Annotated in this window: 13 protein-coding genes; 11 read left to right on the top strand and 2 right to left on the bottom strand. The window is 43.1% G+C overall.

The features are described from left to right. The coding region (locus NP596_RS09420; protein WP_256615073.1) for a TolC family protein at nucleotides 1–484 on the top strand (484 nt) is incomplete at its 5' end. A gap of 139 nt (nucleotides 485–623) precedes the next feature. Here NP596_RS09420 and NP596_RS22020 read toward each other — a convergent pair. After that, a complete protein-coding gene (locus NP596_RS22020; RefSeq protein ID WP_371927930.1) occupies nucleotides 624–887 on the bottom strand; it encodes a type II toxin-antitoxin system RelE/ParE family toxin in 264 nt (87 codons plus the stop codon). A gap of 137 nt (nucleotides 888–1,024) precedes the next feature. Next, nucleotides 1,025–1,282, bottom strand: a complete 258-nt coding sequence (locus tag NP596_RS09415; protein ID WP_256615072.1) for a CopG family ribbon-helix-helix protein — start codon at nucleotides 1,280–1,282, stop codon at nucleotides 1,025–1,027. Between the two features lie 15 nt (nucleotides 1,283–1,297). On the opposite strand from NP596_RS09415, the gene NP596_RS22015 reads away from it, so the two are divergent. From NP596_RS22015 to NP596_RS09365, 10 genes are all read left to right on the top strand, one after another. Beyond that, nucleotides 1,298–1,813 carry a DUF4351 domain-containing protein gene (locus tag NP596_RS22015; protein WP_256615075.1) on the top strand — a complete coding sequence of 172 codons (516 nt, stop codon included), beginning with the start codon at nucleotides 1,298–1,300 and terminating at the stop codon, nucleotides 1,811–1,813. Nucleotides 1,814–1,861: 48 nt separating this feature from the next. After that, nucleotides 1,862–2,779 (top strand): Rpn family recombination-promoting nuclease/putative transposase, encoded by a 918-nt coding sequence (locus NP596_RS09405; RefSeq protein WP_256615071.1) that lies wholly within the window; start codon nucleotides 1,862–1,864, stop codon nucleotides 2,777–2,779. A gap of 31 nt (nucleotides 2,780–2,810) precedes the next feature. Further along, nucleotides 2,811–3,248 carry a DUF4351 domain-containing protein gene (locus NP596_RS09400; RefSeq protein ID WP_256615070.1) on the top strand — a complete coding sequence of 146 codons (438 nt, stop codon included), beginning with the start codon at nucleotides 2,811–2,813 and terminating at the stop codon, nucleotides 3,246–3,248. Nucleotides 3,249–3,564: 316 nt separating this feature from the next. After that, nucleotides 3,565–4,788, top strand: coding sequence for a glycosyltransferase family 4 protein (locus NP596_RS09395; RefSeq protein WP_256615069.1), 1,224 nt, complete (start codon nucleotides 3,565–3,567; stop codon nucleotides 4,786–4,788). 24 nt (nucleotides 4,789–4,812) lie between these two features. After that, on the top strand, nucleotides 4,813–5,952 hold the full coding sequence (locus NP596_RS09390) for a glycosyltransferase (RefSeq protein ID WP_256615068.1): 1,140 nt from the start codon (nucleotides 4,813–4,815) through the stop codon (nucleotides 5,950–5,952). 27 nt (nucleotides 5,953–5,979) lie between these two features. Continuing rightward, the gene (locus NP596_RS09385) at nucleotides 5,980–6,894 is read left to right on the top strand and encodes a hypothetical protein (RefSeq protein ID WP_256615067.1); all 915 of its coding nucleotides are present in this window, start codon (nucleotides 5,980–5,982) and stop codon (nucleotides 6,892–6,894) included. Nucleotides 6,895–6,937: 43 nt separating this feature from the next. After that, on the top strand, nucleotides 6,938–7,798 hold the full coding sequence (locus NP596_RS09380) for a sulfotransferase domain-containing protein (RefSeq protein ID WP_256615065.1): 861 nt from the start codon (nucleotides 6,938–6,940) through the stop codon (nucleotides 7,796–7,798). Then, nucleotides 7,779–9,119 (top strand): lipopolysaccharide biosynthesis protein, encoded by a 1,341-nt coding sequence (locus NP596_RS09375; RefSeq protein ID WP_256615064.1) that lies wholly within the window; start codon nucleotides 7,779–7,781, stop codon nucleotides 9,117–9,119. Before NP596_RS09380 ends, NP596_RS09375 begins: the two co-directional genes overlap by 20 nt. A 73-nt stretch (nucleotides 9,120–9,192) precedes the next feature. Further along, a complete protein-coding gene (locus tag NP596_RS09370; RefSeq protein ID WP_256615063.1) occupies nucleotides 9,193–10,413 on the top strand; it encodes an O-antigen ligase family protein in 1,221 nt (406 codons plus the stop codon). A 64-nt stretch (nucleotides 10,414–10,477) separates the two neighbouring features. Then, entirely contained in the window at nucleotides 10,478–11,611 is a 1,134-nt protein-coding gene (locus NP596_RS09365) for a polysaccharide pyruvyl transferase family protein (RefSeq protein WP_256615062.1), read from the top strand. Nucleotides 11,612–11,825: the final 214 nt, after the last annotated feature.

Below are 11,825 nucleotides of genomic sequence, written 5' to 3'. Positions count from 1 at the left end.
CCCCCGCGTGACCTTCGTCGGCAGCATTGCGCTGGAAGCCAGCACGCTGTCGGCGATGGTCGCCCCCGGCTCCGAATCCTATTCGGTGGGACCGAGAATCAGCTGGGCGGCCTTCGATCTGGGCCGGGTTTACGCCCGCATCAAGGCCGCCGACGCCCGCGCCGAAGCCAGTTTGGCCAACTATGAACAAACGGTGCTGAATGCGCTGGAAGAAACCGAGAACGCCTTGGTTAATTACAACCGGGAACGCGCCCGGCGGGCCTTGCTGGTCAACGCCGCCCAGGCCAGCGCCAAAGCTCGCGAACTGGCGCAATTGCGTTACCGGGAAGGCATAGCGGATTTTCTGACCGTGCTGGACAGCGAAGCCCGCTTGCTGCAAGACCAAAGCCAGTTGGCGCAAAGCGAAACGGCCACCGCCACCGCGCTAACGGCGGTTTACAAGGCGTTAGGCGGCGGCTGGCAAGTCTTGGAAGCGGACAGCTAAGCCCCCTTCCCTGTCCGCCAAACCCGGCTGTTTCATGCCGCCGCAACCGATCAATTGCGTAGGCTGGGTTTACCCTCAAGGGCATAAAGGCTAACGGTATTTATTTCACTATTACCTGTTACAAGTGATAGTGCGTGTATCAACGGTTTTGAGCGCAATGCTGGATGCGGAGTACGTGTACTTGATCGTTTTTAACACGATAAATGACAATATAGTTTTTATGCAAAACAAACTCTTTTGTACCAAAAATACGTCCAGCTTGACCGATCTGAAAAGCCTTTAAATTTTCTATTTTCTGTTTGAGCTCGCGAACAAAGGATTGAGCGCGGACAGGATGATCTTGTGCAATGTATAAGGCGATGTCATCGAGATTTTGAAGTGCACCGCGAGTCCATTTAAGGATATGGTTGGAAACAACTTACCGAAATATATTCCCTTGTAGTAGCGGCTTTAGCCGCGATGAGCGGCTCGACCGGGGCTAAAGCCCCTCCTGCCGGCAACCATCCCCGAAAATACGGGGATGTTATTTTTGACGAAACCCTAAGCTCCATATTTTGCAAAGACAGTGGTTACTTCTTCATCCGTTGCGAACTCCCCGTTGTCGGCTTCGGCAATACCCTCTTTTATATCTCGAATTTGCCAACTTTGTTCTTGCAAGTAACTATTTAACGCAGTGAGAGCCACAAAGCTTTTTGTTCGCTCGGTTGCCTTGGCAATTTCCTCTAGTTGCTGGAAAACGGACTCAGGCACTCGAACATTGATGGTGCGAGTCGGTGATTTATTGATGATGGAAGTCATAAAATGCTCTGAGTTATAACTAAATCTAGTGTACAGCGCATCTATCTGGAAGACTACCGGCAACTCCAATCGGACAATCCGGCTCAATCCTTGTTGAGCCTGATTGCCTGCCAAGAAGAACAAGCTGTCGAATTTGCCCAAAAACTGATAAAACAACGTACCATACACGGCCTTGACATCCTCAATTTCGTTGAAACCGTACTCGTCTACAAACTACCGCACCTGACGCGGGAGGAGATCCAAACTATGTTGGCTTTACAAGACATCGAACTCAAACAAACCCGTTTCTATCAGGAAATTGCCGTGGAAGAGCGGCAGAAAGGCATCAAAGAAGGTATCAAAGAAGGACGAAAAGAAGAAAGCATTACGCTGCTCACCCGCCTGCTCCGCCGCAAATTCGGCCTGCTGCCGGAGCTGGAAGCGGCATTGCAACAATTACCGGATATGGAAATAGAAAAACTGGAAGATTTGGCGGATGCGCTGTTGGATTTTACGGATATCAAAGACCTGGAAAATTGGTTGGTACCGTAAACCTAAACCCGACAGAAACCCTTAACACTCGCAACGGATAATGCACCCATGAAAACCGACAGCCTGTTTTATCGATTGTTTCTTGACTGGCCGCAATTGGCGTTAGAGCTACTAAACCTGCCTTACCGCAGCGATAGCTATCGCTTCGTCTCTGAAGAAATCAAACAAACCGGCTTTAGAATCGATGGGCTTTTTAAACCTGCAGACGACACAGAATACCCGCTGATTTTCGCAGAGGTCCAATACCAACCCGACAGCGAGTTTTATGGACGTTTCTTCAGTGAAATAGCCCTATACCTTTATCGACAAAAACCGGCACGAACCTGGCTGGCCATGGTGATTTACCCAAGCCGGACTATAGAAAAGCCTGCCAGCATAGCATTTGAACCATTTACCCAATTACCGCAGTTGCATCGAATCTATCTGGATGACTACCAAAACCTAACCACGCTAACGCCGTCACAAACACTGTTAAGCCTGATTGTCTGTCACAATCAGCAAACAATCGAGATAGCACAAAAACTGGTAAAACAACGTACCATACAAGGCATAGACATCCTGAATTTTGTCGAAACCGTACTCGTCTACAAACTGCCGCACCTGACGCGGGAGGAGATTAAAACCATGCTGGGATTAGATACCGAATTAAAACAAACCCGTTTTTATCAAGAAATTGCCCAGGAAGAACGGCAAGAAGGCCGAAATGAAGGTCGACAAGAAGGTCGACAAGAAGGTCGACAAGAAGGTCGACAAGAAGGCCGACAAGAAGGTCGGCAAGAAGGTCGTAAAGAAGAAAGCATTGCCTTGCTAACCCGCTTGCTACGCCGTAAATTTGGTCTTCAGCCGGAAGTAGAAACCGCATTACAACAACTACCCGGCATGAAGCTGGAAAAGCTGGAGGATTTAGCCGTTGCCCTGCTGGATTTTACGGATATCAAAGACTTGGAAAATTGGCTGAGCCTATAGAGCGCGCAAAAGCATTCTGCCGCCTTATTTCTTGCACGGCCTTGACATTCTAAGCATTGTCGAAACCCTACTCGTCTACAAACTGCGACACCTGACGCGGGAGGAGATTAAAACCATGCTGGGATTAGATACCGAATTGAAACAAACCCGTTTTTATCAAGAAATTGCCCAGGAAGAACGGCAAGAAGGCCGAAATGAAGGTCAACAAGAAGGCCGACAAGAAGGTCGACAAGAAGGTCGACAAGAAGGTCGACAAGAAGGTCGACAAGAAGGTCGACAAGAAGGTCGTAAAGAAGAAAGCATTGCCTTGCTAACCCGCTTGCTACGGCGTAAATTTGGTCTTCAGCCGGAAGTAGAAACCGCATTACAACAACTACCCGGCATGAAGCTGGAAAAGCTGGAGGATTTAGCCGTTGCCCTGCTGGATTTTACGGATATCAAAGACTTGGAAAATTGGCTAAGCCTATAGAGTGCGTAAAAGGATTCTGTCCACCTATTTCCAGCCAAAATTTATCTAACGAATTTGTTCTAAACTACATTAAACAATTTGGTAACTATTCAGCGTAGGTTGGGTTAGGCGCTAGCCGTAACCCAACGCATCGGCTTATGGCATTCACTGAGTAGTTACCTAAAAAAACAATCTAAAAATTAAACAACGGCCCCCAGCAACGGATCATGCAAAACCTGAAAAAAATCGCGCCCGCAAATGTCAATTCACGATTTATCCAATGTTAGTGGATAATAAAAACAGCCCAATCGAGAATCACAGCAACGGATAATGCCTTATGACTCAACCCAGCAAGCCTAAACTAATCTTCATCAACCGGTATTTTTACCCGGACCACTCCGCCACCAGTCAAATGCTTAGCGATTTGGCCTTTGGCTTAGCGAAGCTAGACAATCGGCAATCGATACATATAGTTACCAGCCGCCAGCGTTACGACGATGCGGCGGCCCGGCTGCCGGCATACGAAGTTATTCAAGACGTACACGTGCATCGCATAGCCACCACCCGCTTTGGCCGGCAAAACCTGCTGGGCCGCGCCATCGATTATCTGAGCTTTTATGCCGCGTCCTTCATTACCTTAATTAAACTGACACAAGCGGGCGATACACTCATCGCCAAAACCGACCCCCCCCTCATTTCCGTGGTTGCCGCCTTAGTCTCGACCATAAAACGCGCGCATTTGGTCAACTGGCTGCAAGACCTGTTTCCGGAAGTGGCGGCGGAACTGGGGGTAAAACTGGCGCGCGGCCTGCCTTATAGCCTATTAAAAACCATCAGAAACAAAACCCTGCACCACGCGGAAATGAACATCGCCATCGGCGAATTAATGGCCGAACGCTTACGCCGGGAAGGCATACCCAGCCATAAAATTACCGTCATCCACAATTGGGCGGACGGCGAACAGCTTAAGCCCGTTCCGCATGAACAAAACCCGCTGCGCACGGAATGGGGCCTGCAAGGCAAGTTCGTGGTCGGCTATTCCGGCAACCTGGGCCGCAGCCACGACTTTTCCACCATACTGGATGCGGCCCAAGCCTTAAAACAGCGGGAGGACATCGTGTTTTTGCTGATAGGCGGCGGCGCGCAATTGCCTCGCGTGCAGCAGGAATGCCGGGAGAAAGGTTTATCCAACGTAATGTTCAAACCCTACCAGCCCAGGGAAAAACTCTCGGAAAGCCTGTCCGTAGCGGATGTGCATTTGATTAGCTTAAAACCGGAGTTGGAAAGCCTGATTGTGCCGAGCAAGTTTTATGGGGTTTTGGCGGTGGGGCGGCCGGTGATATTTATTGGAGATAAGCAAGGAGAATTAGCCAAAATCATCCAAAAACAAAACAGCGGGCAAATAGTGGAACAAAATGATTATAGCCAACTGATTACCGCAATTAATTCCCAATATGCTAGTGAAGTAGATGTATCGGAAATAAGGCAGCTATTCGAGCAAAGTTTTTCGAAGACCCGTGCCATTAGAGAATTTTCTGATGTTTTTGAGTTAAATAATTAATAACTAATTAAAAATGGAAAAGTTATGAAGATTTATCACATAATACAGGGAATTAATAATTTATCTGCCGGAACAACGGTTTCGGTAGGCGCTATTACCCACAACCTAACTATTTTGGGTAATGAAGTGTTTGTAGTGGCCACAGGCCAAAAACCGAAAGAATGGCCTTATCTTGGATCATTGAAATTATTTGAAAACAAATTTACTAAAATAGGGCTATTGTCAATTGGTGACATTAAAACCATTCGTTCAGAAATGTTGTCCGGAGAAGCAGTTGTTCATGGACATGGTGTTTGGCGCATAATGAATTTAATGCCGCTAATAATCCCCAAAAAGGCCAAGACAAAAATTATATGGAGCCCTGATGGAATGTTGAGCGAATGGAGTTGGAATTATAAAAAATATATCAAACGGCCATTTTGGTATTTCTTTCAAAAGCCTGCGTTAAATAGAGTGGATTGTTTTCATGCTACGTCGCTTGAAGAAGTTGAAGATATTCGACGTTTGGGGTTCATGCAGCCTATCTCTTTAATTCCAATCGGAGTCGAATTTCCCGAAATTGAAAATCTTGCGCCACAAAAAGAAAATAAATTGGTTTTCTTAAGTCGGATACACACAAAAAAGGGTGTGCACTTGTTGATTCAGGCATGGGGGCAGATCGCAAATGAGTTTCAGGATTGGAGTCTTGTTATTGCAGGAAAATTAGATTCTGACTACGGAAAAGACATGGTTGAATTAAGCAAAACCTTGCATGCACCCAGAATATCATTTGTTGGCGAGGTGCTGGGAGATGAAAAAACTAAATTACTATCATCGGCACGGCTATTTGTCTTGCCGACATTTAGCGAAAATTTTGGTATTGCGATAGCGGAAGCCTTGGCGCATGGTACACCTGTAATAACAACAGTAAATACCCCATGGCAGGATATTCAAACAAAAAAATGCGGTTGGTATATTAATAATACTAAAGAAGAACTGGTTAATACGTTACGAAATGCACTTTCTTTACATAGTAATCAGATAGATGCCATGGGAATAAATGGCCGAATATGGATGGAGCAGGACTTTTCATGGAAAAAATTAGCGGGGAAAATGCAAAAAACATACGATTGGTTGCTGAATGGGGGTGACGCCCCAATCGAAATCATAGAAAAACAAAGCTAATTTACATTTATTACTAAGGTGGGTGTCATGAACATAAATAAAAACAGAAATACGCATAGATGCGCTTTGCTAGTATTGTGCATCTGTTTTCAGATGGTTTGTTATAGTGCAAATGCCCAGAATAAAGCCGACTGTTGGCTAGAAGATAAAAACACAGGTAAGCGTTTTATAATATTCAATGCTTTATTATATGAACAGTTACAAGATTTAAAGAAATATTGCATTGAACCCATTAATGTAATGTATGCATGGGAATTCTTTCCTCGCGGCCCTAAGAAAAATGATTTTAGAATGCCAGAGCCGACCGTGATAGAAAAAGCCATTCAAAAGATAAAAACTAAAAACGAAGTTACGGTAATTGATATAGAACACTGGCCATTAGCCAAGGTTGGCAGTAAGGTATATTTAAAATCCATAAACAACTATTTGGTGACAATGAATATTTTGAAAAAATCCTTGCCGAATATACCTGTTGGATACTACGGGGTTGCTCCGGTTATTGATTTTTCAAGAGCAAAGAATATCGGCAGTAGGGGGCATGGCGAATGGGTAAAAGAAAATAGCCGTATGATGGATGTCGCGCAATCAGTGGATGCATTTTTTCCTTCCTTGTACACCATTAATTCCGATCAACGGGGTTGGCTTGCAAGAGCCAAGGCTTCTATCGACGAAGCGCATCGATTAGGCAATGGAAAGCCGGTTTATCCATTTATTTGGCCAAATTTTCATGAGCAAGGCGGGAAATATCCTAAAGGTACCGAGGTACCCGCGGACTACTGGCGAACACAGTTGAATTTCTTAAGAGAAAATGCGGATGGATTTGTATTGTGGGGCGGATACAAGCAAACGTTTAATAGCGAAATGATGTGGTGGAAGGAGTTGATGAGTTTTATAGAAGATTCTTTTGTGGTTAAAGAAAATATTGGCACGTCAGACCGATAGTGTATTTTGATGGATTCTACTAATTTAATTTTTCAGTTTTATGATGAACAAAGAGAAGAATAAGCCTGATTTTATAATCATTGGGTCTATGAAATGCGGAACAACCACATTGTATAGCGATTTAAGTCAACTACAGTCTTTATACATGCCTTCGGAAAAAGAGCCTGCTATTTTAACGAAATTTTCCGATCAAGATAAAATCAAATCGGAATACTCAAGGCATTTTAAAGGCGCGGCTGACAACCAATTGTGCGGCGAAGCTTCAACGGATTACACTAAACTGCCGATTTTCGAAGGCGTAGTTGATAAAGCATATCAGTTATGTGGAAATAACTTAAAACTCATTATGATAATGCGCGACCCGATTGAGCGCATTTATAGCCACTTAAAACATGACATTGCCGGCGGCTTGATCAGCGCCGATGAAATAGATCGTGTAGTCTTGGAAAATGCCGAGTATTTAGCAATAAGCGATTATGCAAAACAGTTACTTCCTTGGATTTCAAGGTTTGGTATAGAAAATTTGTTATGCGTGTCATTCTCGGATTTAAAGAAAAATAGAATTGAAGTGATCAATGATGTCGCCAAATTTTTAGGCGTTAAGATAGATCGGTCAATAGATATTGAGGCGGTTCAAAATAAAGGCACTGAATTGCGACGCACCGGAAGGCTGGCATCATTAGTGGTGAATTCACTGGTTTATCGCCAATATATTAGACCTTTTATTTCGGACAGCGTAAGAGTGCGTCTAAGGAAAATGGTTTTAAGAAAAGTAGCGGTTCCGGATATAAAGTTATCCAAACAGACAGAAGACGTCCTAAGGCAAAAACTGTCGAATGTTGAAGCAGATGTAGAAAGCTTAATAGGAAAAAGGATCAAAATTAATGAATTCAAACAAAATTGATTCTTTAAGGGTGATTTTTAGGAAAGAAACATTATGGCTATATGCAATTAGGTTTGGCACGGTTTTATTACAGTCAATTACAGTTTTTATAATTGCTGCATTTATTAGCCTTGAGGAATTCGGACGATTTAGCTTTCTCTTTAACGCTTGCAGAATTGTATCCGTCGTAGTGGGCTTTGGCGGCTCGGAATTTCTTATTAGAGAGTTAGCGTATGGCGATGCCAAACACAATGGCTTAGGAAACTATTTATTATTTAAGCATGCTTTTTTACGCAGCTTCTACTTTACCGGTATTTTGCTGATTATAGTTTCGTTGCCTTGGATTTTACTGGCCAACGAAATTAATATCGGCGTGGATATTGATGCTATTTTAGCAAATAGCTATGGTCGCGATGTATTGCAGGCCCTTATAATTATTATTTGTTCCGGTTATTTATACAGCGTATTAAATATAATTGTTTCCGTTGTCCGGGTCTCTAAATCGGCTACTTTTAGTTTAGCCATCAGCGACTGCCTACCTTACCTGTTTTTTTTAATCGGATTTACCGTTTGCTTGATGCTGGGGGCATCGTCAGCCAACATGCTTATGGTAGCTTTCAGTGCGTCGCTTTTATTATGCTGCTGTTTTGCTTTTTATTTTGCGATTCCGTATTTAAAGAAATGTAGAGGCAATAAGACTGAAAAAGACAATAAAGAATATTATACGTTTTGGGGCATTTCAATAGTTGGTGCGTTAATTGCCCAATCGGACGTTTTAATTGCAAAAATATTTTTGGATGATACTGCGCTAGGCGTGTATGCCTTGCTTCGACGGGCGTCCAATTTAATTTCCTTGCCGCAAGTGATTGTGAATTGGGCTATTAATATTGAAATTGCCCGAGAATATGCATTAAAAAATCTTAGCGCACTTCAGAAATGCGCCCACAAAGGATTGGTAATGGCCTTGCCCGTTGCCACCCTAATGGTTCTGGTGATTGTTTTACTGTCCCCCTTCTGGTTCGATATTTTTAAAATTGAACAATTATTGCCTAACTACTTAATGCTAATTGTTCTAATGTTTGGGCAGTTAGTAAATGTGATGTCCGGTGCGAATCTACTTTTTGCTTCTTTATGCAAGCAAGAGCTATTTGTATTTAAGTCAAGAATATTTTCCTTGTTGGTTGGCTATATAACAATGGCAATCGGCGCTTTATATTATGGTAATGTTGGCTTTGCGGTTGGCAGCGCAGTAACAATGCTGCTTTTAAACATTATAGTCACTCGCCGCGTGAAGAAAAAAATAGGGGTTATTACATCAATCCCTCTTTTATGTTTTGGCTGATATTGGTTTTAGACTAACATGTGTTTCATAAAAAATTAACAATTGTTATTTAATATTGCGGCAAGGTTTATTAATGTTTATAGGTGCGGTGCTTTTACTTGCTTTTTTATCGTCACTCTCCTGGGTATGGCAAGGGGTGCCAGGAATTAACCTATTTGCGGTACGCCCGGCCACGGTTGCCGCATTTCCATTGATTATTTTTTACCTTTGGAAGGGCAACAGTTCAATAGGGCCGGTTAAAATTAAAGTTTTGATCTTTTTGTTTTTTAGTTTTTTAGTTTTATGCTTGCCAAGCTATTTAAACAATTACCACCACTGGAGCATTCAAAAAGTTTTTAGCTTGTATATCTATGGGTTTCTTTCATATTATGCCGCAAGAACTTATTTGCTTTTGTATCCAACCAGAATCTGGAAAAACTTTTGGCCTTTTGCATGCTTAGTGCTTGTGTTTTCCACAGTAGTTTCTTTTTATTTGGCTTTTGGCACTTTAATTCCTAATACAAAGATTTCTTCCTCGGAAGGATTTATTCATAACTCACTCTACTCGGGCGTTTTTGAAGAGGGCGGTAAGGGGTTAAGACATACCATGGCGATTGTTCCGCTAATCATTGTGGCAATGATTTTTCATAACAAAAGTACGCCCATTTACATAAGCATGCCGGCTGCGCTAATTTGTTTATATCTTGTTCTGTATTCTTTTAGCCGTTCGGCATGGTTAATTTTTATGATAATAATAATATTGGCATTTAAGGACGTTTTTAAGAATTTCCACAAAAACCTATTCAAAATTATGTTTGTGGGCTTTGTGTGTTTTATCGGCTTTGCCGTGTTTGTTTTTCTTAATCCTAAGTTATTTGACTGGGCCCTTAACCTGTTAAGCGATCGCGTTTCCGATGACAGATCCACTTCCGGACGCTTATGGATAATTGGCCACGTTTTTTCGGATATGAGTATTGGAGAATATATTTTTGGCTATAACAGACCGCAATATTACAGCCCTCACAATATGATGTTGGATGCATTTTTGCAATCTGGCGTGTTTGGCCTTGTCGTTACTTTTATTTTTTTAGTTTACGTGTTTAAAATATTCATAAGAGGATTTATAAAAGGCGGTGTTGAAAATATTCAGGCCGCCATATTTATTACGCCCGCATTAATTAGAATGTTCACAGCCGGGAGTGGCATGTTACATTTGGCTGAATTATTTGGGTTATTTGTAGCTGCAAACATGAAATCATCCGACGAGCCTACTCGAAAAGAAAACACATACTACGGCAATGTGTTTAAGAGCTAGAATATTTCTAATTAATATTAGCACAACGATGTCTCAATATCTCATAATTAACTGGAGTTATTAAATGAAAAAAATAGGGATATTAACATTCCACTTTGCTGAAAACTACGGGGCGGTTTTTCAGGCTTACGGCTTGGTTACTTGCCTGCGTAATCTTGGGGTTGAAGCGGAAATCATTAACTACCACCCCGATTATGTCGAAGGCGGCGGCGGCTTTAAACTGCCTACCAGTAAAAAGAATATTCGGGCCAATCTGGTAATTGCCTATCAAAAATTAACCAAACTCTATTCTTTGCTGCGAAATAACCACGGCTTGAAAGAAAAATTCGCCGCGTTTCGCCAACATTATTTGCATGTATCCAATAACAGCTATAAAAGCCTTACCGAACTTAGAAACGCCCCACCAGCGTATGATGTATACGTTTGCGGCAGCGATCAAATCTGGAATCCGTCGGAACAATTCGGCGTCGACCCGGCGTATTTCCTGAGTTTCGGAGACAAGCAAAAAAAGCGGGTTTCTTACGCCGCCAGTTTCGGCCGGGATACGCTGGATGACAGTAGTCATCAGGAAATCGGCGGTTTGCTAAAGGCGTTCGATGCGCTTTCGGTGCGCGAGCAAACCGGGGTTGAGTTAGCGCGTAAACTATCCGGGCGCGATGTGTATTGGATGCCCGATCCAACCATTCTGTTAACCGATTACACGCCTATCGTTCATGCGCCCGGCAGACAGAAGCCGTATATGTTTTCTTATGTCTTAAGAAGCGGCGAAGGCATTACAGAAATTCAAGCGCATATTGCCGAAAAGTTGTCGCTGGATATTTTAGTGCCGCATAATCCCATGCGGCGCTGGAAAGTTATAGGCGAAACCATATATCCCGGCCCGGAAGAATGGTTGGGTTATATCAAGCATGCCGATTTTGTGGTAACCAATTCTTTTCACGGCACGGTATTTAGCGTTTTATTTAACAAACCCTTTATTACTATCGGGCTAGGCGGCAGCAAAAGCGGTTTAAATGCAAGGGCCAAGGCGCTTTTAAAACGGGTGGGTTTGGAACAGCGTTTATTGACCGACTTAACCGTAGCCAATGCAGAAACTCTTTTGCAGGAACAAATCGATTGGGATGCCGTTAATCAAAAGTTGGCCGATTGGCGTAAAGAGGCGTTGGATTTTATAAACAGGGAAATCGTTAATGATTAAGAAAGTAGTGTCTAAAATATAAATTCTTTTTGTAACTATTCAGCGTAGGTTGGGTTAGGCGCTAGCCGTAACCCAACGCATCGGCTTATGGCGGCGCAATGGCTTGGATTGTTGGGTTACGCTCTATCGAGCTAACCCAACCTACGCAATTGATCCGCATCGGCTGGCATTCACTGAATTGTTACATCCTTTTCATTTAATATCTCCTCATTAT

It is taken from the genome of Methylomonas rivi (assembly GCF_024505165.1).
Taxonomy (GTDB): Bacteria; Pseudomonadota; Gammaproteobacteria; order Methylococcales; family Methylomonadaceae; genus Methylomonas; species Methylomonas rivi.
The sequence above is the reverse complement of the archived record's forward strand: the minus strand, read 5'-3'. Positions and strand labels throughout refer to the sequence as shown.

What these genes read in the sequence shown, in the direction of transcription:
- NP596_RS09385 (WP_256615067.1), top strand. Translation starts at nt 5,980, where the DNA reads ATGAACATAAATAAAAACAGAAATACGCATAGATGCGCTTTGCTAGTA.
- NP596_RS09405 (WP_256615071.1), top strand. Translation starts at nt 1,862, where the DNA reads ATGAAAACCGACAGCCTGTTTTATCGATTGTTTCTTGACTGGCCGCAA.
- NP596_RS09375 (WP_256615064.1), top strand. Translation starts at nt 7,779, where the DNA reads ATGAATTCAAACAAAATTGATTCTTTAAGGGTGATTTTTAGGAAAGAA.
- NP596_RS09395 (WP_256615069.1), top strand. Translation starts at nt 3,565, where the DNA reads ATGACTCAACCCAGCAAGCCTAAACTAATCTTCATCAACCGGTATTTT.
- NP596_RS09370 (WP_256615063.1), top strand. Translation starts at nt 9,193, where the DNA reads ATGTTTATAGGTGCGGTGCTTTTACTTGCTTTTTTATCGTCACTCTCC.
- NP596_RS09380 (WP_256615065.1), top strand. Translation starts at nt 6,938, where the DNA reads ATGAACAAAGAGAAGAATAAGCCTGATTTTATAATCATTGGGTCTATG.
- NP596_RS09390 (WP_256615068.1), top strand. Translation starts at nt 4,813, where the DNA reads ATGAAGATTTATCACATAATACAGGGAATTAATAATTTATCTGCCGGA.
- NP596_RS09365 (WP_256615062.1), top strand. Translation starts at nt 10,478, where the DNA reads ATGAAAAAAATAGGGATATTAACATTCCACTTTGCTGAAAACTACGGG.
- NP596_RS09415 (WP_256615072.1), bottom strand. Translation starts at nt 1,282, where the DNA reads ATGACTTCCATCATCAATAAATCACCGACTCGCACCATCAATGTTCGA.